The organism is Saccharopolyspora kobensis (assembly GCF_900108315.1).
Taxonomy (GTDB): Bacteria; Actinomycetota; Actinomycetes; order Mycobacteriales; family Pseudonocardiaceae; genus Saccharopolyspora; species Saccharopolyspora kobensis.
Genome location: NZ_FNVB01000009.1, coordinates 248,491 through 267,789 on the forward strand (window position 1 = coordinate 248,491; position 19,299 = coordinate 267,789).

Annotated in this window: 23 protein-coding genes; 13 read left to right on the forward strand and 10 right to left on the reverse strand. The window is 71.1% G+C overall.

Annotation, left to right across the window (positions count from 1 at the left end; genetic code table 11):
* Nucleotides 1-139 precede the first annotated feature (139 nt).
* From C4T78_RS28315 to C4T78_RS37335, 8 genes are all read right to left on the reverse strand, one after another.
* On the reverse strand, nucleotides 140-385 hold the full coding sequence (locus C4T78_RS28315) for a hypothetical protein (RefSeq protein WP_235863486.1): 246 nt from the start codon (nucleotides 383-385) through the stop codon (nucleotides 140-142).
* A gap of 207 nt (nucleotides 386-592) precedes the next feature.
* Entirely contained in the window at nucleotides 593-1,345 is a 753-nt protein-coding gene (locus C4T78_RS28320) for a sirohydrochlorin chelatase (RefSeq protein ID WP_093351681.1), read from the reverse strand.
* Entirely contained in the window at nucleotides 1,342-2,679 is a 1,338-nt protein-coding gene (locus tag C4T78_RS28325; protein ID WP_235863487.1) for a sulfate adenylyltransferase subunit 1, read from the reverse strand. Before C4T78_RS28325 ends, C4T78_RS28320 begins: the two co-directional genes overlap by 4 nt.
* A 293-nt stretch (nucleotides 2,680-2,972) precedes the next feature.
* Entirely contained in the window at nucleotides 2,973-3,911 is a 939-nt protein-coding gene (cysD, locus tag C4T78_RS28330; protein ID WP_093351683.1) for a sulfate adenylyltransferase subunit CysD, read from the reverse strand.
* A gap of 217 nt (nucleotides 3,912-4,128) precedes the next feature.
* On the reverse strand, nucleotides 4,129-4,848 hold the full coding sequence (locus C4T78_RS28335; protein WP_093351686.1) for a phosphoadenylyl-sulfate reductase: 720 nt from the start codon (nucleotides 4,846-4,848) through the stop codon (nucleotides 4,129-4,131).
* On the reverse strand, nucleotides 4,845-5,003 hold the full coding sequence (locus C4T78_RS36575) for a hypothetical protein (protein WP_177247560.1): 159 nt from the start codon (nucleotides 5,001-5,003) through the stop codon (nucleotides 4,845-4,847). Before C4T78_RS36575 ends, C4T78_RS28335 begins: the two co-directional genes overlap by 4 nt.
* Nucleotides 5,000-6,697 (reverse strand): nitrite/sulfite reductase, encoded by a 1,698-nt coding sequence (locus C4T78_RS28340; RefSeq protein WP_093351688.1) that lies wholly within the window; start codon nucleotides 6,695-6,697, stop codon nucleotides 5,000-5,002. The genes C4T78_RS36575 and C4T78_RS28340 overlap by 4 nt, the downstream gene beginning before the upstream one ends.
* 103 nt (nucleotides 6,698-6,800) lie before the next feature.
* Nucleotides 6,801-6,893 (reverse strand): putative leader peptide, encoded by a 93-nt coding sequence (locus C4T78_RS37335; protein ID WP_309599294.1) that lies wholly within the window; start codon nucleotides 6,891-6,893, stop codon nucleotides 6,801-6,803.
* Nucleotides 6,894-6,959: 66 nt separating this feature from the next.
* On the opposite strand from C4T78_RS37335, the gene hemW reads away from it, so the two are divergent.
* Nucleotides 6,960-8,189, forward strand: a complete 1,230-nt coding sequence (gene hemW, locus C4T78_RS28345; RefSeq protein ID WP_093351690.1) for a radical SAM family heme chaperone HemW — start codon at nucleotides 6,960-6,962, stop codon at nucleotides 8,187-8,189.
* On the opposite strand, the gene C4T78_RS28350 is transcribed toward hemW, so the two are convergent.
* Entirely contained in the window at nucleotides 8,179-8,523 is a 345-nt protein-coding gene (locus C4T78_RS28350; protein WP_258958371.1) for a type II toxin-antitoxin system VapB family antitoxin, read from the reverse strand. The two genes, hemW and C4T78_RS28350, sit on opposite strands and share 11 nt — an antisense overlap.
* 167 nt (nucleotides 8,524-8,690) lie before the next feature.
* Between C4T78_RS28350 and hrcA the strand changes: the two genes are divergently transcribed.
* The 12 genes from hrcA (at nucleotide 8,691) to C4T78_RS28410 (ending at nucleotide 18,857) form a co-directional block, all read left to right on the forward strand.
* Nucleotides 8,691-9,713 (forward strand): heat-inducible transcriptional repressor HrcA, encoded by a 1,023-nt coding sequence (hrcA, locus tag C4T78_RS28355; RefSeq protein WP_093152160.1) that lies wholly within the window; start codon nucleotides 8,691-8,693, stop codon nucleotides 9,711-9,713.
* A 58-nt stretch (nucleotides 9,714-9,771) separates the two neighbouring features.
* A complete protein-coding gene (gene dnaJ / locus C4T78_RS28360) occupies nucleotides 9,772-10,947 on the forward strand; it encodes a molecular chaperone DnaJ (RefSeq protein ID WP_093351693.1) in 1,176 nt (391 codons plus the stop codon).
* Between the two features lie 280 nt (nucleotides 10,948-11,227).
* Nucleotides 11,228-11,971 carry a 16S rRNA (uracil(1498)-N(3))-methyltransferase gene (locus tag C4T78_RS28365; protein ID WP_093152154.1) on the forward strand — a complete coding sequence of 248 codons (744 nt, stop codon included), beginning with the start codon at nucleotides 11,228-11,230 and terminating at the stop codon, nucleotides 11,969-11,971.
* A 400-nt stretch (nucleotides 11,972-12,371) separates the two neighbouring features.
* Nucleotides 12,372-12,737: a histidine triad nucleotide-binding protein gene (locus tag C4T78_RS28370; protein ID WP_093351696.1), complete on the forward strand. Its 366-nt coding sequence runs from the start codon at nucleotides 12,372-12,374 to the stop codon at nucleotides 12,735-12,737.
* Nucleotides 12,738-12,904: 167 nt separating this feature from the next.
* On the forward strand, nucleotides 12,905-13,987 hold the full coding sequence (locus C4T78_RS28375) for a PhoH family protein (RefSeq protein ID WP_093351698.1): 1,083 nt from the start codon (nucleotides 12,905-12,907) through the stop codon (nucleotides 13,985-13,987).
* Nucleotides 13,984-14,547: an rRNA maturation RNase YbeY gene (gene ybeY / locus C4T78_RS28380; RefSeq protein WP_093351701.1), complete on the forward strand. Its 564-nt coding sequence runs from the start codon at nucleotides 13,984-13,986 to the stop codon at nucleotides 14,545-14,547. The genes C4T78_RS28375 and ybeY overlap by 4 nt, the downstream gene beginning before the upstream one ends.
* A 17-nt stretch (nucleotides 14,548-14,564) precedes the next feature.
* Complete coding sequence (locus C4T78_RS28385; protein WP_093152144.1) at nucleotides 14,565-15,887, forward strand: hemolysin family protein; 1,323 nt, start codon at nucleotides 14,565-14,567, stop codon at nucleotides 15,885-15,887.
* A complete protein-coding gene (locus C4T78_RS28390) occupies nucleotides 15,880-16,245 on the forward strand; it encodes a cytidine deaminase-like protein (RefSeq protein WP_093351704.1) in 366 nt (121 codons plus the stop codon). Before C4T78_RS28385 ends, C4T78_RS28390 begins: the two co-directional genes overlap by 8 nt.
* A gap of 279 nt (nucleotides 16,246-16,524) precedes the next feature.
* On the forward strand, nucleotides 16,525-17,430 hold the full coding sequence (gene era, locus C4T78_RS28395) for a GTPase Era (RefSeq protein ID WP_093351707.1): 906 nt from the start codon (nucleotides 16,525-16,527) through the stop codon (nucleotides 17,428-17,430).
* Nucleotides 17,431-17,551: 121 nt separating this feature from the next.
* Nucleotides 17,552-17,971, forward strand: coding sequence for a CD225/dispanin family protein (locus tag C4T78_RS28400; protein WP_093351709.1), 420 nt, complete (start codon nucleotides 17,552-17,554; stop codon nucleotides 17,969-17,971).
* Nucleotides 17,972-18,039: 68 nt separating this feature from the next.
* Nucleotides 18,040-18,429: a CD225/dispanin family protein gene (locus C4T78_RS28405; RefSeq protein WP_235863488.1), complete on the forward strand. Its 390-nt coding sequence runs from the start codon at nucleotides 18,040-18,042 to the stop codon at nucleotides 18,427-18,429.
* Entirely contained in the window at nucleotides 18,426-18,857 is a 432-nt protein-coding gene (locus tag C4T78_RS28410; RefSeq protein WP_235863489.1) for a DUF2752 domain-containing protein, read from the forward strand. Before C4T78_RS28405 ends, C4T78_RS28410 begins: the two co-directional genes overlap by 4 nt.
* On the opposite strand, the gene C4T78_RS28415 is transcribed toward C4T78_RS28410, so the two are convergent.
* Nucleotides 18,854-19,216, reverse strand: coding sequence for a DUF4190 domain-containing protein (locus tag C4T78_RS28415; RefSeq protein WP_093351717.1), 363 nt, complete (start codon nucleotides 19,214-19,216; stop codon nucleotides 18,854-18,856). The two genes, C4T78_RS28410 and C4T78_RS28415, sit on opposite strands and share 4 nt — an antisense overlap.
* Between the last annotated feature and the right edge of the window lie 83 nt (nucleotides 19,217-19,299).

The window sequence follows — 19,299 nt, forward strand, 5'->3', positions numbered from 1 at the left end:
GACGGACACAGGGAGCGGCCGGTTCCCCGTCCAGACACTGATATCAAACTCTCTCATGACCACATGGGGTGAAGTTTAGTGTTCGGAAGAACAACTCACCGTTAACGGGTGATCAGCCGCTTTTGCCCGACTCCCGGGGTCAGGGCAGCACGGCGGCCATCAGGCAACCGAGGCATGGCATGCCGGCGGGCTCCTCCAGGGATTCGGCCTCGCCGGGGTGGATGTCGAACCCGCAGTAGGCGCGCAGCACCTCGGGCACGACGCCTTGCGCGGGCAGCGGGAAGAAGTGGCAGCACATGTCCCGCTCGCCGCGGGCGAACTCGGGGCGCACTCGCGCGATCAGGTGCGGTTGCGGGATCACGCGGCGCTCGCGGGAGGCTGCCAAGACGGGTCCGGCAGCGACCTGGGATGTCGGGGTGTTCCGGGTCGCTGCCGGTCATCGTGTACCCAGCTGGTGGACACGAGCGCCATCATGCCCCGGACGTTGCCCACCAGACCCGAGTTGTCGTCTTTTGCTCAGCCGGACGTCTTTTCGGCCGAACCCGCTCCCCCGGAGGAGTGGTCTGGCGCATTCATGCCGGGTCCGGCCGGGTCATAAGGCGACGGACAGGTGCGGAGTTCCGAGTGCCTCGGCGTGGCGGGTGGTGATCAGCTCGGCCAGGTCTTCGTCGTCGGCCATCGGGGTCGCGATCACCGGGCTCTGCGCGTGGGCGCGCGCTTGGGCCGTGATGCGGTCCGGGAGGAGGCCGGGGGCCAGGAACCAGGAGGCGACCGCGATCCGGCGGGCGCCGCGGGCTCGGAGGCGCTCGATCGCCGCCGGGACCGCCGGATCGGCCGCCGCCGCGAAGGTCGCCATCGCTCCCGCCCAGGACGTCTTCTCCTGCCAGCGCTCGGCGACGTCGGCGACCAGCTGGTTGGCCGGGGCGTGCGAGGAGCCCGCGCCGGCCAGCAGGACGCCGAGTTCCGGGTCCTCGGGATCCGCTCCGGCTTCGAGCAGGCGTCGCCAGGCCGCGGCGTCCAGACGCGGATCCGGGCCCAGGACGTCGGACACGCGGACCTGGAGGCGCGGGTGGCGCCGCTCGGCCTCGGCCACGGCCGCCGGGACGTCCACGCGCGCGTGGAAGGCGCGGCCGAGCAGGAGCGGGACGACCACTGCCGTGTCGTGGCCGTCGCCGTGCACCGCGCTGAGCACGTCGCCCAAGCGCGGTGCCGACAGGTCCAGGAACGCCACGCGCACGTCGAGGTCCGGGCGCTTCGCGCGCACCACGTCCAGCAGGGCGTGGATGGTCGCGGCCGAGCGCGGGTCGCGGCTGCCGTGGGCGACGGCCACCAGCGGTGCGGTCATCGCGCCGCGAACGGTGCCAGCGGCACCCCGATCAGGCCGGCCGCCAGCGTGGTGCCGTCGGCGGGGTCGATCACCAGGAACGAGCCGGTGCGGCGGCTGGCCGCGTAGGTGTCCACCGGCAGCGGTTCCGAGGTGCGCAGCTGCACCCGGCCGATCTCGTTGAGCTGCAGCGAATCCGGAGCATCCACACTGGACAGGCGCTGCTCGTCGAAGCGGGCCGACAGCTCGGTGACGATCGCCTGGGCGGTGCGCGTGCCGTGCTTGACCAGCACCTTCGCGCCCGGCTTCAGCGGCTTCTCCGCCAGCCAGCACACCGTGGCGTCGAGCTCGTCGGTCAGCTCCGGCGCGGTGTCGGCGGCGGCGATCAGGTCACCGCGCGAGATGTCGACGTCGTCGGCCAGCAGCAGGGTGATCGAGTGACCGGCGGCGGCGCGCGGCTTCGGGCCGTTCGGGGTGTCCACCTTGGACACCCGCGTGCGCACCCCGGCGGGCAGCACGACGACCTCGTCGCCCTCGGCGACGACGCCCGCCGCCACCTGGCCGGCGTAGCCGCGGTAGTCCGGGTGCTCGGCGGTGCGCGGGCGGATCACGTACTGCACCGGAAGCCGGAACGGCGCGTCGTGCGGGTCCGGCGCGACCGGCACCCGCTCCAGGTGCTCCAGCAGCGACGGGCCCTCGTACCACGGCGTGTTCGCCGAGTGCTCCACCACGTTGTCGCCGAGCAGCGCCGACACCGGGATGGTCACCACGGCGTCGTCCCGGTATCCCAGCGCGCGGGCGTGCTCGGCGAACTCGGTGGCGATGCGGGTGAACACCGCCTCGTCGAAGTCGACCATGTCGATCTTGTTCACCGCCAGCACCAGCTGCGGCACGCCCAGCAGCGCCAGCACCGCCGCGTGCCGCCGGGTCTGCTCGACGACGCCGTTGCGCGCGTCCACCAGCAGCACCGCCAGCTGCGCGGTCGAAGCGCCGGTGACGGTGTTCCGGGTGTACTGGACGTGTCCGGGCGTGTCGGCCAGCACGAAGGAGCGCTTCGGGGTGGCGAAGTAGCGGTAGGCCACGTCGATGGTGATGCCCTGCTCGCGCTCCGCCCGCAGCCCGTCGACCAGCAGCGACAGGTCCGGCGTGGCCAGGCCGCGGTCGGCGCTGGCGCGGTGCACGGCGTCGAGCTGGTCGGCCAGCACCGACTTGGTGTCGTGCAGCAGCCGCCCGACCAGGGTGCTCTTGCCGTCGTCTACGGAACCGGCGGTGGCCAGCCGGAGCAGGTCGGTCTGCACCGGCAGCGTCACCTCGGTGCCGCTGTCCGGCGCGGTGCGGGTCGTGGTCTCGGTCATGGGGAACCCGTTCCTGTTTCCGGGGCGTGATCGGTGGTCGTCGGCGGAGCGACATGACCGCTCACGACATCAGAGCCCGTCCTTGAGTGTGGTCTGGTCTTTGTCTTTGAAAACGCCGGAGGCGTTTAGCCACCTACGGCGCTTGCACCGCCGCGGGTTCTCAGCGTTCGCCAGGCGAGGACGGCCCGACTGCCGTGTATTGGCCATACATAAAGTCGGGCACCCGCAGTCCAGGCGGGCGCTGAGGTTCCGCTACCGGCACCGCTGCGCAAAATGAGTCCACACCCTCTTTGTCAGAAGTAGCCTTCGCGCTTGCGGTCTTCCATCGCCGCTTCCGAGATCCGGTCGTCCGCGCGGGTCGCGCCGCGCTCGGTGAGGCGGCTGGCCGCGACTTCGGCGATCACGTCGTCCACCGTGTACGCCTCGGACTCCACCGCGCCGGTGCAGGAACCGTCGCCGACCGTGCGGTACCGGACCGTCTTGAGCACGGGCACCTCGCCCTCGCGCGGCCCGCCCCACGGCCCGGAGGTCAGCCACATGCCGTCGCGCTGGTACACCTCGCGGCGGTGCGCGTAGTAGATGTCCGGCAGCTCGATCTTCTCCCGCTGGATGTAGCGCCAGATGTCCAGCTCGGTCCAGTTCGACAGCGGGAACACCCGCACGTGCTCGCCCGGCCGGTGCCTGCCGTTGTAGAGGTTCCACAGCTCGGGGCGCTGGCGGCGCGGGTCCCACTGGCCGAACGCGTTGCGCAGGCTGAAGATCCGCTCCTTCGCGCGCGCCCGCTCCTCGTCGCGGCGACCGCCGCCGAACACCGCGTCGAACCTGTTGTCGCCGATCGCGTCCAGCAGCGGCGTGGTCTGCAGCGGGTTGCGGGTGCCGTCCGGGCGCTCCTGCAGCCGGCCGTCGTCGAGGTAGTCCTGCACCGAGGCGACCACCAGGCGCAGGTCGTGCCGCTCGGCGATCTCGTCGCGGAACGCCAGCACCTCCGGGAAGTTGTGCCCGGTGTCGACGTGCAGCAGCGGGAACGGCACCGGTGCCGGCCGGAACGCCTTGAGCGCCAGGTGCACCAGCACCGTGGAGTCCTTGCCCCCGGAGAACAGGATCACCGGCCGGTCGAACTCCCCGGCGACCTCGCGGAAGATGTGGATCGCCTCGGACTCCAGCGCGTCCAGGTTGTCCACCTGCGGCGGTGCCTCACCCGGCAATTCGACCTCGGCATCGATCGCGGTCATGTCCCCTCCCAGGGTTCTGGGGCTGCGTTGTCCTTGTCCTTGAAGCGGCGAAGCCGCTCAGCCCGCCCTCGGCGCTCGCACCGCCGCGGGTTCTCAGCGTTCGCCTGGCGAGGACGGCCCGGCTGCCGTGCATCGGCATGCACGAAGCCGGGCACCCGCAGTCGCTGAGGTTCCGCTACCGGCACCGCTGCGCAAAACGAGTCGGGATGCATGTTCTTCAGCCGTGCAGCCCGCACTCTGTCTTGGCGCTGCCCGCCCAGCGGCCGCTGCGGGGGTCGGCGCCCGGTGCGGGCTTGGCCGTGCACGGTTGGCAGCCGATCGACGGGTAGCCCGCCGCCACCAGCGGGTTCACCAGCACGCCGTGCTCGTCGATGTAGCGCTGCATGTCCTCGTCGGACCAGGCCGCCAGCGGGTTGATCTTGACCAGCCCGTTGCGCTCGTCCCAGGTGACGACCGGGGTGTTCGCGCGGGTCGGCGCCTCCACCCGCCGCACGCCGGTCACCCACGCCTCGTAGCGGGCCAGGGTGTTGCGCAGCGGCACCACCTTGCGCAGGAAGCAGCAGCGGTTCGGGTCCCGCTCGTGCAGCCGCGGGCCTTCGGCGGCGTCCTGCTCGGCGACGGTCTGCTCCGGGAGCGCGTCGACGATCGTGACGTCGTAGACCTGCGCCACGGCGTCGCGGGTGCCGATGGTCTCGGCGAAGTGGTAGCCGGTCTCCAGGAACAGGACGTCCACGCCGGGCTTGGCCTTGGCGGCCAGGTCGACCAGCACCGCGTCCTGCATGTTCGAGGCGACGATCAGGCTGTCGCCGAAGTTCTCCGCCGCCCAGCGCAGCGCCTCCTCGGCGCCGGCCTCGGCCAGGTCGGCGGCATCGACCAGAGCGCGCAGCTCGTCGTCGCCGCGCCGGGTGCCGATGTTCGTGGTGGTGTCGGCAGTCATCGTCGTTCGTCCCCTCCCAGCAGAGCAAGCCCGATGAGCCGCACCGCGAACACTCGCTGGCACGACTGGCACTTCCACGCCCCGGCCGGTTCGGCCTCGGGCGTCAGGTCCTCGTCTCCGCAGTACGGGCAGTAGAACGGCGTCGCCCGGCTCACTTGAGGTCGTCCTCGTCGGCCCTGGCGACCCACTGCGCGAAGCGCTCGCCGTCGCCGCGCTGCGCCAGGTAGTTCCGGACCAGGCGCTCCACGTAGTCGCCGAGCGCGGCCGAGGTGACCTTGTGGCCGCGGATCTTGCGGCCGAACCCGGCGTCGACGCCGAGCCCGCCGCCCAGGTGCACCTGGAAGCCCTCCACCTGGTTGCCCTCGCCGTCGGGCACCAGCTGGCCCTTCAGGCCGATGTCGGCGACCTGGGTGCGCGCGCAGGCGTTCGGGCAGCCGTTGAGGTTGATCGTCACCGGGTCGGCGATGTCGCCCTGGATGTCGGCCAGCCGCTTCTCCAGCTCGTGGACCAGGGCGATCGCCCGCTCCTTGGTCTCCACGATGGCCAGCTTGCAGAACTCGATGCCGGTGCAGGCGATCACGTTGCGCCGCCACGGCGACGGGTCGACCTGCAGCCCCAGCTCGCCGAGATCCGCGACCAGACCGTCCACTTCGGACTGCGCGACGTCCAGCACGAGCAGGTTCTGCTCCACGGTGGTGCGCACCCGCCGCGACCCGACGCGCTCGGCGGCCTTGGCCACCTCCACCAGCGTCGAACCGCTGACCCGACCGGCCTGCGACTTCGCGCCCACGTAGAAGTTGCCGTCGACCTGCGGGTGCACCCCGATGTGGTCGCGGTACCCGGTCGGCGTCTCCGGCGCCGGGCCGTCGATCAGCTTGCGGCCCAGGTACTCGTCCTCCAGCACCTGCCGGAACTTCTCCGGACCCCAGTCGCTGACCAGGAACTTCAGCCGAGCCCGGTGCCGCAGCCGCCGGTAGCCGTAGTCGCGGAAGATCTCCACCACCGCGCGCCACACCTCGGCGGCCTCGTCCAGCGGCACCCAGGCGCCCAGCCGCACGGCCAGCTTCGGGTTGGTGGACAGGCCGCCGCCGACCCACAGGTCGAAACCGGGGCCGTGCTCCGGGTGCACCACGCCGACCAGCGAGATGTCGTTGATCTCCGGCACGGTGTCCCAGCGCGGCGAACCGCTGATGGCGGTCTTGAACTTGCGCGGCAGGTTCGACAGCGACCGGTCGCCGATGTACTTCTCGGCGATCTCGGCGATCGCCGGGGTGGCGTCGACGATCTCGTCGGCGGCGATCCCGGCCACCGGCGAGCCGAGCACGACGCGCGGGCAGTCGCCGCAGGCCTCGGTGGTGGACAGCCCGACGCCCTCCAGCTTCTGCCAGATCGTCGGCACGTCCTCCACCCGCACCCAGTGCAGCTGGATGTTCTGCCGGTCGGTGATGTCGGCGGTGTCGCGCGCGTAGGTCTGCGAGATCTCACCGATGGTGCGCAGCTGCTCGGTGGTCAGCGCCCCGCCGTCGACGCGCACCCGCAGCATGAAGTAGCGGTCGTCGAGCTCCTCGGGCTCGATCGTGCCGGTGCGCGCGCCCGGGATGCCCGGCGCGCGCTGCGTGTACAGGCCCCACCACCGGAACCTGCCGCGCAGGTCCGCCGGGTCGATCGAGTCGAAACCGCCGTGGGCGTAGATCGTCTCGATGCGCTGCCGGACGTTGAGCGGGTTGTCGTCCTTCTTGGAGCGCTCGTTGGGATTCAGCGGTTCGCGGTAGCCGAGCGCCCACTGGCCCTCACCGCGGGTCTTGCGCTTGCGGGCGGGCCGGGTGGCAGCTTCCGTCGGGGGGACCATGTCCGACCTCCGGGATTCGGGCGCAGCGGCGCCGCGTGTCATCCGGTGACGGATCGCACTGCCCGGCGCCCCGGCGCCGGCTGGACAGTGCAGCAGCGCGGGATCAATCCGTGGCGCGGCAGAGCGCGCTGGAGACCCGCCGCAGGTCCACGTAGCGGCGGGCGACCAGCAGAAGCCTCGGCAATGTTGCGCCCATGTGAAGGAGCGTGCCACGCGCCCACCGGCCGGTCCAGGGCCATCCGAATGGTGAGACAGTGGTGCTGTGCCTGCTCAACTGCCCACCGGCGAACCCGCTCCGGCCGACGGAACCCTGCCGCCCGAGGCCCTGACCGGGCTCGGTTCGCGGCCCTTCGGGGTCTACGTCCACGTGCCGTTCTGCGCGACCCGCTGCGGGTACTGCGACTTCAACACCTACACCGCCGATGAGCTGGGTTCATCGGCGAGTTTCGGCAGCTGGCTGGACGGTTTGCGGGCCGAGCTGGAGCTGGGCGCGCGGGTCCTGTCGGCGGAGGGCGCGCTGGTGCCCGCGGCGCAGACGGTGTTCGTCGGCGGAGGCACCCCGTCGCTGCTCGGCGCGCAACGCCTGGGCGAGGTCCTGGATGCGATCCGCGACACCTTCGGGCTGGCGGATGCGGCGGAAATCACCACCGAGTCCAACCCGGAGTCGACCTCGCCGGAGTTCTTCGACACCATCCGCTCCGCCGGTTACACGCGTGTTTCGCTCGGCATGCAGTCGGCCGCCGAGCACGTGCTGCGGATCCTGGAGCGCAGGCACACGCCGGGACGCGCGGTGGCGGCGGCCCGCGAGGCGCGCGCGGCCGGTTTCGAGCACGTCAACCTCGACCTGATCTACGGCACGCCGGGGGAGACCGACGACGACCTGCGCCGCTCGCTGGAGGCGGTGCTGGGCACCGGCGTGGACCACGTCTCGGCGTACGCGCTGATCGTGGAGGACGGCACCGCGATGGCCCGCAAGGTCCGCCGCGGCGAACTCCCGATGCCCGACGACGACGTGCTCGCCGACCGCTACGAGCTCATCGACCGGACGCTCGCCGAAGTCGGCCTGCGCTGGTACGAGGTGTCCAACTGGGCGAGCGACGGCGCGGCGGCGTGCAGGCACAACCTCGGCTACTGGCAGGGCGGCGACTGGTGGGGCGCCGGGCCGGGCGCGCACAGCCACGTCGGCGGAGTCCGCTGGTGGAACGTCAAGCACCCGGCCCGCTACGCGGCCCTGCTGGCGCGAGGCGACTCCCCGGCGGCGGGCCGCGAGCGGCTGAGCGCCGAAGACCAGCGCATCGAGCGGATCATGCTGGAACTCCGAGTGGCGGAAGGACTTCCGGTGACGGCCCTCGACGAATCCGGAACCCTCGCGGCCAAGCAGGCGGTGGCCGACGGCCTCCTGGATCGCGAAGCGCTGACGCGAGGCCGCTGCGTGCTCACCGACCGGGGCCGGCTGCTCGCCGACGGAGTGGTCCAGCGCCTCATCGCGTGACGGATCGCACGTCCAGGTCCAGGACCCGTGCGTGCAGGACCGTCCGCTGGTGCAGGGCCGCCCGGAGGGCCCGGTGGAGACCGTCCTCCAGGAACAGCTCGCCGCGCCAGGCGACCACGTGCGGGAACAGGTCGCCGAAGAAGGTCGAGTCCGGGCTCAGCAGGCGATCCAGGTGCAGGACCTTGGTCGTGGTGACCAGCTCCTCCATCCGCACCGGCCGCGGCGGCACCGCGGCCCAGTCCCGCAGGGACATCCGGAGCTCCGGATACGGCCGGCCCTCGCGGACGTCCTTGAAGATCACGTGCTGGTACCTCCTGGCGAACGGCAGGCTCACCGCCCGGGACCGCCAGGCGCTCGGCCATCCGGCAGGCTACCCGTGCCGACCTGCGGCGCTCGGTCCTGGGCGAACAACACCGTAAACTCGTCGGTGCGACCCGGGCCGGGCCTGGGCGCATCGGGCTGGGCAGGTGCTGCTGCTGGTGCAGGAGGAGGTGGCGCGGGGTGAACGCGGATGAACGCCGGTTCGAGGTCCTGCGGGCGATCGTCGCGGACTACGTCTCGACCAAGGAGCCGGTCGGGTCGAAGGCGCTCGTCGATCGCCACAACCTCGGCGTGTCCAGTGCAACGGTCCGCAACGACATGGCGGCGCTGGAGGAGGACGGGTTCATCGTCCAGCCGCACACCAGCGCCGGACGGGTGCCCACCGACAAGGGCTACCGGTTGTTCGTCGACCGCCTGCACGACATCAAACCGCTGACCAGCGCCGAACGCCGCGCCATCCACACCTTCCTGGAAGGCGCGCTGGACCTCGACGACGTGATGCGGCGCAGCGTGCGGCTGCTGGCCCAGCTCACCCACCAGGTCGCCGTCGTCCAGTACCCGACGCTGACCCGCTCCACCGTGCGGCACGTCGAGGTGGTCACCATCACCCCGGCCCGCCTGATGCTGGTGCTGATCACCAACACCGGGCGCGTCGACCAGCGGATGGTCGACCTGGGCGACGTCATCACCGACGACGACGTGGCGCGGCTGCGCAACGTGCTCAACTCCACGATGGCCGAGAAGCGGCTCGCCGACGCCTCCGCGGCGGTGGCCGAGCTGCCGGAGCAGGCCCCCGCGGAGCTGCGCGACGCGCTGGTGCGGGTGTGCAGCGTGCTCATCGACTCCCTGGTGGAGCACCCGGAGGAGCGGATGGTGCTCGGCGGCACCCCGAACCTCACCGCGAACGTCGCCGACTTCCCCAACTCGCTGCGCCAGGTGATGGAGGCGCTGGAGGAGCAGGTGGTGGTGCTCAAGCTGCTCGCCGCCTCCCGCGACTCCGGCACCGTCCGGGTCAGCATCGGGATGGAGAACGAGGCCAAGGAGATGCAGACGACCTCGGTGATTTCGACCGGTTACGGTTCAGATGGCATGGTGCTTGGGGGCCTCGGTGTCGTCGGGCCGACCCGGATGGACTATCCGGGCACGATGGCGGCGGTGCGGGCGGTCGCCCGGTACGTGGGTGAGATCCTGGTCGGTCGGTGACGCTTCACCAGCCGGACCGGCGTGTACTCGTTGATCGAGCAGAGGAAGTACGGAGAAGGTGGCCAGGGACTACTACGCGACTCTCGGCGTGTCCAGGGACGCGACGCCCGAGCAGATCAAGCGGGCGTACCGCAAGCTCGCGAGGGAATTGCACCCGGACGTCAACCCCGACGAGGCCGCGCAGGAGCGGTTCAGCGAGGTGACCACCGCCTACGAGGTGCTGTCCGACCCGAAGAAGCGGCAGGTCGTCGACCTCGGCGGTGACCCGCTGGGCAACGGCGGCGGCGCCGGCGGCGGGATGGGCGGCGATCCGTTCGCCGGTTTCGGCGGGCTCGGCGACATCATGGACGCCTTCTTCGGCGGCGGTGCCGGTGGCGGCGGGCGCGGCCCGCGCAGCAGGGTCCAGCCGGGCTCGGACGCCCTGCTGCGCCTGGAGATGACGCTGGAGGAGTGCGCCAGCGGCGTCAACCGGGACATCACCGTCGACACGGCGGTGCTCTGCGACTCCTGCGACGGCGGCGGCTCGAAGGCGGGCAGCGCGCCGTCGACCTGCGACACCTGCGGTGGCCGCGGCGAGGTGCAGTCGGTGCAGCGGTCGTTCCTCGGCCAGGTCATGACCTCCCGCCCGTGCCCGGTCTGCCGCGGCTTCGGCGAGGTCATCACCGACCCGTGCCAGCAGTGCAGCGGCGACGGCCGGGTCCGCGCGCGCCGCACCATCACGGTCAAGATCCCGGCGGGCGTCGGCGACGGGATGCGCGTCCGGCTGGCCGGCGAGGGCGAGGTCGGGCCCGGTGGCGGCCCGGCGGGCGACCTGTTCGTCGAGGTGGAGGAGCTGCCGCACGAGCGGTTCACCCGCGACGGCGCCGACCTGCACTGCACCGTCGAGCTGCCGATGACCGCTGCCGCGCTGGGCACCGTGCTGACGCTGGAGACCCTCGACGGCGGGCAGGAGGAGCTCACCGTCGAGCCCGGCACGCAGCCCGGCACCGAGCACGTGCTCAGCGGTCGCGGCCTGCCGAAGCTGCGCTCCAACGGCAAGGTCAGCGGGCACGGCGACCTGCACGTGCACCTGGACGTCGTGGTGCCGACCCGGCTCGACGACGCGCAGGCCGACCTGCTGCGCCAGCTCGCCGCGCTGCGCGGTGAGGAGCAGCCGGAGCCGACCGTGACCGCGAACGGCAACGGCAGCAGGCACGGGTTGTTCTCCCGGTTCCGGTCCTTCGGGAACCGCTGAGGAACCGCCCGTCGAACTCGTTCTGCGGGTGGCGGAGCCCCAGAGGCCGCCTGGCTGCGGGATCCCGTTCTTGCGCGCGTCCGGTTCACGTCGAACGGGATGTCCTCGCCGGGTGGCCTCGGAGAACCCGCGGCGGTGCGGGCTGGGCTGAGCGGCTGCGCCGCTTCAAGGACAAAGACCAGGATCGAAGACAGGCTCTGAGAACACCGGTCGGACTCGAGACAGCGGTCACCTGGCGGACCTCGGGACGCCAGGTGGCCCACGGACAAGGACTGACGACGTGTCGGAATCCTCGCTGCCGGTGTTCACCGTCGAGCAGCTGCCCGGCGTCGGCCCGGCCACGCTGGACGGGCCGGAGGGCAAGCACGCGGCCACCGTGCGCCGGCTCCGGGCGGGGGAGCAGCTGCTGCTCTCCGACCGCAGCGGCGGCATGGCCCGCTGCGAGGTGGTGGCCGCGGCCAAGGACTCCCTGCAGCTGGCGGTCGCCGAGACCTGGCGGGAGCCGCAGCCTGCGCTCCGCGTGCGGCTCGCGCAGGCCCTGGTGAAGGGCGATCGCGGCGAGCTGGCGGTGGAGCTGGCGACCGAAGCCGGTGTCGACGCGGTCGTGCCGTGGCGGGCGTCGCGCTGCGTGGCGAAGTGGGACGACGGCCCGCGCGGCGCGAAGGCGCTGGCTCGGTGGCGCAGCACGGCGGAGCAGGCGGCGAAGCAGGCGCGGCGGGCGTGGACGCCGGAGGTGGCCGAGCCGGTGAGCACCAAGCAGCTCGCCGCGCTGGTCGGCGGCGCGGACGCGGCGCTGGTGCTGCACGAGTCGGCGACCGAGCCGCTGGCGTCGGTCGAGCTGCCGGAGTCCGGCGAGCTGGTGCTGGTGGTCGGCCCGGAGGGCGGTATCACCGGTGCGGAGCTCGCGGCGCTGACCGAGGCCGGTGCGCACGTGGTGCGGCTGGGGCCGACGGTCCTGCGCGCGTCCACCGCGGCCGCCGTCGCCCTCGGCGCTCTCGGAGTCCGCACCGACCGCTGGGCGTGAAAAAGGGCGAACGGATCGCCTGGATTGCCCGTTTCGTGTTCGATCGGTGACGATGCACGAAGAAGATCAAGAACTTTTCTCGTTCTCGTAGCGCGATCGGTTGACGGGACGCTACGCTCGGTGTTGAAAGTCGGTTATAGCGGCTCTGCCGCGACCGGTGCCGCACGGGGCATCGGACCCCAGCACTCGTCGGACACCTCCCCCCTCGGTCCGGCGAGAGCTGCGCCGCAAACGGGAATACCCCCAGACCCGGTTGCGGCGCAGCGTGCCGGGTACGACCGCCACCCGGGACGGGGCGGGCATACATCAGGAGGGGCGCCCGCAGTCCAGGGAAGCACTCAGGTTCCGCCAAGCGACCACCTCGGCAACGCGACCACCAACAGGCATTTAGTCTTCGGGCATGAGCGACATGGATTCCCTGTTCCTGCGGATCATCGAGCGCGAGCTGCCCGCCGACATCGTGCGGGAGAACGAGCGGGTCATCGCCATCCGCGACATCAATCCGCAGGCCCCCACGCACGTGCTCGTGGTGCCGAAGAAGCGCTACCGCAACGCCGCCGAACTGGCCGCCGCCGACCCGGAGCTGCTCGCCGAGCTGATCACCGTGGCCCGCGAGATCGCCGCGCAGGAGGGCATCGAGGAGTCCGGCTACCGGCTGCTGTTCAACACCAACGAAGACGCGGGGCAGACGATCTTCCACGTGCACCTCCACCTGCTCGGCGGTGAACCCCTCGGCGGCCTCACCGGCGGCCCCCTCAAGTCCTGAGCACGCCTCCGCGCAACTCCCCGGCCCGCCCCGGGGTGTTGCGCGATCCACGTCGTCGGCGTGGCGGTGACAGCGGCAATCCGATTGCCGCGTGGACTACCATCGGTGCCAGGCAGAACTGACGGAACGACCGGCGCGGAACGCGCAGAAAGCAGGCCCGAACACACGTGGCCGGTATTGCAGCGGGTGGCGCTGCCGCCCAGTCCGGAGAACCCCCCCAGACGGCAACAGCCCAGACCGCACGGGCGCAGTCCAAGGTGACCGTTCCGGACGACGTCGTGCTGACGTTGGTCGGATCCCGGGACGAGAACCTGCGGGTCGTGGAAGACCTGCTCACCGCCGATGTCCACGTTCGGGGCAACGAGGTGACGCTGTCCGGCGAACCCGCCGAGGTCGCCTTCGCGGAGCGGTTGTTCGCCGAGCTCATCGCGTTGATCGGCAAGGGCAGCCCGCTGACGCCGGACATCGTCCGCCGCAGCGTCGGGATGCTCACCGCGGACCACGAGGAATCGCCGGCCGACGTGCTGAGCCTGGACATCGTGTCGCGGCGGGGCCGGACCATCCGCCCCAAGACGCTGAACCAGAAGCGCTACGTCGACGCCATCGACCACCACACCGTCGTGTTCGGCATCGGCCCGGCGGGCACCGGCAAGACCTACCTGGCGATGGCCAAGGCGGTGCAGGCGCTGCAGGCCAAGCAGGTCAACCGGATCATCCTCACCCGCCCCGCGGTCGAGGCCGGTGAGCGGCTCGGCTTCCTGCCGGGCACGCTCTACGAGAAGATCGACCCGTACCTGCGGCCGCTGTACGACGCGCTGCACGACATGGTCGACCCGGAGTCGGTGCCGCGGCTGACCCAGGCGGGCACCATCGAGATCGCGCCGCTGGCCTACATGCGCGGTCGCACCCTCAACGACGCGTTCATCATCCTCGACGAGGCGCAGAACACCACGCCCGAGCAGATGAAGATGTTCCTGACCCGGCTGGGCTTCGGCTCCAAGATCGTGGTCACCGGCGACGTCACCCAGATCGACCTGCCCGGTGGCCAGCGCAGCGGGCTGAAGATCGTGCAGGACATCCTGGGCGGTGTCGACGACGTGCACTTCGCGCAGCTGGACAGCCACGACGTGGTGCGGCACCGGCTGGTCACCGACATCGTGAACGCGTACGACCGCTGGCACGCACTGGAAGAAGCCGAGCCGCACGACCGCTCCGGTCGGCGCAACGGGCAGCGACGAGGACGAGCATGAGCATCGAGATCGCCAACGAATCCGGCGTCGCAGTGCCCGAGGCGACGATCGTCTCGGTCGCCCGGTTCGCCCTGGACAAGATGAGCGTCAGCCAGCTCGCCGAGCTGTCCATCGTGCTCGTCGAGCTCGACGTGATGGCCGACCTGCACGAGCGGTGGATGGACCTGCCCGGCCCCACCGACGTGATGTCGTTCCCGATGGACGAGTACGACTCGGCCCGCAGGCCCGACTCGGCCGGTGCCGGCCCGGCGCTGTTGGGCGACATCGTGCTCTGCCCGGCGTTCGCCCGCGACCAGGCCCGCAAGGCGGGGCACAGCCTGCTCGACGAGCTGCACCTGCTCACCGTCCACGGCGTCCTGCACCTCCTCGGCTACGACCACGCCGAGCCGGAGGAGGAGCGGGAGATGTTCGGCCTGCAGAACCGCATCCTGGCCGAGTTCCGCGAGGCCCGGGCCGAGGCGGAGCGCGCGGAGGCGCAGCGCAACGCCGACGACAAGGTGCTCGGCGCGGTGGGTCTGGACGAGTCGGAGCCGCAGGGCGGCCCGACGCCGGCCGGCTGAGGGAGTCGGCGTTGGGATTGACCGATTCCACCGCGTTCCTGGTCACGGCAGTGCTGCTGGTGCTGGCCGCCGGGGTGTTCGCCGCTTCGGAAGCCGCCATCGCGGTGGCCTCCCGAGCGCGGGTCGACGAGCTGGTGCGGGAGGGCCGGGGCGGGGCCAAGCAGTTCGCGCTGCTGCTCGCCGACCGGCCCCGCCACGTCAACCTGCTCCTGCTGCTGCGGCTGGCCTGCGAGCTCGGCGCCACGGTGCTGGTCACGGTCGTCGCGCTGCGGCTGGCGGACTCCGAGGCCTGGGCGGTGGTGATCGCCGGGCTGATCATGCTGGTGGCCTCGTACGTGCTGGTCGGCGTCGGGCCGCGCACGCTCGGCAGGCAGCACCCCTACGGCATCGGGCTGAAGGTGGCCGCGCCGGTGCGGGTGCTGGCCCGGCTGCTCAACCCGCTGACCAGGCTGCTGATCCTGATCGGCAACATGATCACCCCGGGCAAGGGGTTCCGCGAAGGGCCGTTCTCCACCGAGGTGGAGCTGCGCGAGCTGGTCGACCTGGCCGGGGAGCGCGGCGTGGTGGCGGCGGGCGAGCGGGAGATGATCCACTCGGTCTTCGAGCTCGGCGACACGCTGGCCCGCGAGGTCATGGTGCCGCGCACCGAGATCATCTGGATCGAGCAGACCAAGTCCGCCCGGCAGGCGCTGGCGCTGTGCCTGCGCTCCGGGTTCTCCCGGGTGCCGGTGATCGGCGAGAGCGTCGACGACATCGTCGGCGTGGTCACCGTCAAGGACCTCACCCGCACGGTGCTGACCGCCCGCGACGAGGCCGGCCCGCCGGTGTCGGAGCTGATGCGCCCGGCGAGCTTCGTGCCGGACACCAAGCGGGTGGACGAGCTGCTCCGCGAGATGCAGCTGTCCCGCAGCCACCTGGCCATCGCCGTCGACGAGTACGGCGGCACCGCCGGGCTGCTGACCATCGAGGACATCATCGAGGAGATCGTCGGCGAGATCACCGACGAGTCCGATCTGGAGGAGCACCGCCCGGTCGAGAAGCTCGACGACGGCACGGTCCGGGTCAGCTCGCGGCTGCCGGTGGAGGACCTCGGCGAGCTGTTCGGCGTCGAGCTGGACGACTCCGACGTGGAGACGGTCGGCGGTCTGCTGGCGCAGCGCCTCGGCCGGGTTCCGCTGCCGGGGGCCGAGACCGAGATCGCCGGGCTGAAGCTGCGCGCCGAGGGCGGCAAGGACCACCGCGGCCGGATCCGCATCAACGCGCTGCTGGTCCGCCCCGCCAACACCGACCAAGCACCGCTGCGCGGTGCTGACCAGGAGGGAAGCAACACCCGTGGCTGAGCACGTGGAGGCGGCGGCGCCGCAGCAGATCGATCCCGAGGACGCCAAGATCGTCACGCTGGCGAGGGCCTCGCGCGCCCGCAACGGCGCCGCCGAGGGCGCGGCCGTCCGCGACACCGACGGCAGGACCTACGCGGCCACCACGATCGCCCTCCCGTCACTGCGCCTCACGGCGCTGCAGGCGGCGGTGGCGGCAGCGGTCTCCAGCGGCGCCGAGGGCCTGGAAGCGGCGGCGGTCGTCACCGACGCGGACTCGGTCGACGCGGGCTCGGCGGCGGCGGTCCGCGACCTCACGCCCACGGCGCCGATCCTGCGCGCCGACGCCCGAGGCGACGTCCTCGGAGTCCTCTCCCACTGACCCGACACGCCCGGGCGCGGGGTAACTCGCGCAATTTCAATGGAAATCGGACATGCGATTTCCATTGAAGTTGCACCTCCCGTCGGCGTGTCGGGCACCCGACACGCCGACGGTGGGTCGGATTCCACGCGATTTCAATGGAAATCAGACGTCTGATTTCCATTGAAATCGCGGATTCCGGACGGCCGGGGCTCCGGGGTTCTGGGCGGGACCGGGCGCGCGGTGGTGCGAACGGTGCCCGGTGCGCCGGGGCGCGGGCGCAGCGGTCACAATGGGTCGGTGACCAGCTCTGATGTGCACCGCTCCGGATTCGCCTGCTTCGTCGGCCGCCCCAACGCGGGGAAGTCGACGCTGACGAACCGCCTGGTCGGCTCCAAGGTGGCGATCACCTCCAGCAAGCCGCAGACCACCAGGCACGCCATCCGCGGCATCGTGCACCGCCCGGACGCGCAGCTGATCATCGTCGACACCCCCGGCCTGCACCGCCCGCGCACCCTGCTCGGCAAGCGGCTCAACGACCTGGTCTACGAGACCTGGTCCGAGGTCGACGTGGTCGGGTTCTGCGTGCCCGCCGACCAGAAGGTCGGCCCGGGCGACCGGTTCATCGCCGAGCAGCTGAAGAAGGTGTCCCGCCGCACCCCGGTGCTGGGCGTGGTCACCAAGACCGACCTGGTGCCCAAGGAGCAGGTGGCCCAGCAGCTGCTCGACCTGCAGCAGGTGATGGACTTCGCGGACCTGGTGCCGGTGTCGGCGAAGGACTCCTACCAGGTCGACGTGCTCTCCGACCTGCTCGTGCAGCAGCTCCCGGAGGGCCCGCAGCTGTACCCGGACGGCGAGCTGACCGACGAGCCGGAGACCACCCTCATCGCCGAGCTGATCCGCGAGGCCGCGCTGGAGGGCGTGCGCGACGAGCTGCCGCACTCGCTGGCGGTGACCATCGAGGAGATGATCCCGCGCGAGGACCGCGACGACCTGATCGACGTGCACGCGGTGGTCTACGTCGAGCGCTCCAGCCAGAAGTCGATCGTCATCGGCAAGGGCGGCGAGCGGCTGCGCGCGGTCGGCACCCAGGCGCGCAAGCACATCCAGGCGCTGCTGGGCAGCAAGATCTACCTCGACCTGCACGTCAAGGTGGCCAAGGACTGGCAGCGCGATCCGCGGCAGCTGCGCAAACTGGGGTTCTGATCACACATCGGCGACGGATTCGCCGGAACTGGCCTGCGATGCCCTGCGTCTCAGGTACGTTGCTGCCGGTCTTTGCGCTCAGCCGCAAGGCGGCTCTCGTGGAACTCTTTAAGGAATTGACGTGACGAATCCCTATGGCGGCCCGCCTTCGGGTCCCAACCCGCAGCAGCCGTACGGCCAGCAGCCCGGTGGATACGGCCCGCCCTCGGGACCGATCCCCCAGCAGCCCTACGGTCAGCCCGCGCCCTACGGCCAGCCCGGTTACGGCGCCGCGCCGCCGAACAACAACATCGGCTGGGGCATCGGTTCGATCTTCCTCTGCTGGCCGTTCGCGATCCCGTCGCTGATCAAGGCCACCTCGGTGCAGAACCTGTGGGCCCAGGGCCAGTACCCGCAGGCCCAGGAGGCCGCGGACGAGGCCAAGAAGTGGGGCAAGATCGGCATCATCGTCGGTGCCTCCGGTTGGGCCCTGCTCATCCTGTTCTACGTGGTGGTGTTCGTCATCCTCGCCGCCACGGCGAGCAGCTACAGCAGCTACTGATCCACACCCATGCCGTTGCGCGCGGAAACCCCGCTCGCAACGGCATGGTCGTACGAGGGGGAGAGAACGTGAGCGAGCCGTCCGGGCCGGAACCGGTACCGCCGCAGGAACCGGCCGACCTGCCCGCACCGATGCCGCCGCCGTCCTCGTACGGGGCGCAGTTCGGCGTGGCGCCGATGCCGCTGAACAACAACCTGGGCTGGGCCATCGCGAGCCTGCTCATCTGCTGGCCGTTCGGGATCCCGTCGCTGATCAAGGCCTTGCAGGTCAGCTCGCTGTGGTACCAGGGCCAGCACCCGCAGGCCCAGGCAGCAGCGGACGAGGCCAAGAAGTGGGGCAAGATCGGCGTCATCGTCGGGGCCTGCGGCTACGGCGCGATGGTCCTGCTGATGGTGCTCTACTTCGTCTTCATCTTCGTGATCATCGGTGCCAGCGTGACCGCCGTGACGCAGCAATGACGACTCCACCGCACGCGGCCCGCATGCGCGCCATGCTGTTCCCGGCGGCCACGGTGCTCGTGGCCGGCGTCGGCGCGGCGGTGGTGCTGGCCGCGGACCCGACCTCCGACGCCGGCTTCCCGCTGCCGCCCTGCCCGGTCAAGCTGCTGACCGGGCTGGACTGCCCGGGCTGCGGCGTGACGCGAATGATCTACAGCCTGCTCCACGGCGACGTGCTCACCGCGCTGCACTACAACGCGGCGGCGATGCTGTTCATCCCGTTCTTCCTGTGGACCTGGGGCGCCTGGGTGCTGGGCCGCTGGCGCGGTCGGCGGGTGGTCACCTGGGAGCAGTGGCGCTGGGCGCCGCACGTGGGACTGGTCCTGATCGCCATCTGGTCGGTGATCAGGAACCTCCCCTTCCCGCCGTTCGACGCGCTCTACGTCTAGCTGTCGAAGCCTTCCTGCAGGTCCGCGCCGAGCACACCGGTGGCGGCGAGGATCACGAAGGTGAGCAGCAGCGCCCACGCCGCGAACAGCGACCAGCCGACGATGATGCCGGTCAGCGCCATGCTGCGGTTGGTGTAGGCCTGCGGATCCCGGTTGATCTCGCGCAGCGACACGTGCCCGAGGATCGCGCCGATCGGCCCGATGAGCAGCGCGCCGTAGCAGGTGAAGATCGATGCCAGCGAGACGCACATCGATGCGATCGCCATGCCGTTGTTGCGCGGCATCGGCGGGTAGCCGCCCATGCCGTAGGGCTGCGGCGTCTGGTAGTAGGAGTTGTTCGGGTCGTACGGGTAGGTCATCCGTTCCTCTTCAGCTCGTCCGGTTCGCAAATGGGACGTTCGGGACGGCGAACCGGATCCCCCGAATCCTTCGCCTTGCCCGC

Bases quoted from the DNA above. Each gene is read 5' to 3' on its own strand.
- C4T78_RS28320 (WP_093351681.1), bottom strand. From the start codon at position 1,345: ATGACCGCACCGCTGGTGGCCGTCGCCCACGGCAGCCGCGACCCGCGC.
- C4T78_RS28325 (WP_235863487.1), bottom strand. From the start codon at position 2,679: ATGACCGAGACCACGACCCGCACCGCGCCGGACAGCGGCACCGAGGTG.
- cysD (WP_093351683.1), bottom strand. From the start codon at position 3,911: ATGACCGCGATCGATGCCGAGGTCGAATTGCCGGGTGAGGCACCGCCG.
- C4T78_RS28335 (WP_093351686.1), bottom strand. From the start codon at position 4,848: ATGACTGCCGACACCACCACGAACATCGGCACCCGGCGCGGCGACGAC.
- C4T78_RS28340 (WP_093351688.1), bottom strand. From the start codon at position 6,697: ATGGTCCCCCCGACGGAAGCTGCCACCCGGCCCGCCCGCAAGCGCAAG.
- C4T78_RS37335 (WP_309599294.1), bottom strand. From the start codon at position 6,893: ATGGGCGCAACATTGCCGAGGCTTCTGCTGGTCGCCCGCCGCTACGTG.
- C4T78_RS28370 (WP_093351696.1), top strand. From the start codon at position 12,372: ATGAGCGACATGGATTCCCTGTTCCTGCGGATCATCGAGCGCGAGCTG.
- ybeY (WP_093351701.1), top strand. From the start codon at position 13,984: ATGAGCATCGAGATCGCCAACGAATCCGGCGTCGCAGTGCCCGAGGCG.
- C4T78_RS28410 (WP_235863489.1), top strand. From the start codon at position 18,426: ATGACGACTCCACCGCACGCGGCCCGCATGCGCGCCATGCTGTTCCCG.
- C4T78_RS28415 (WP_093351717.1), bottom strand. From the start codon at position 19,216: ATGACCTACCCGTACGACCCGAACAACTCCTACTACCAGACGCCGCAG.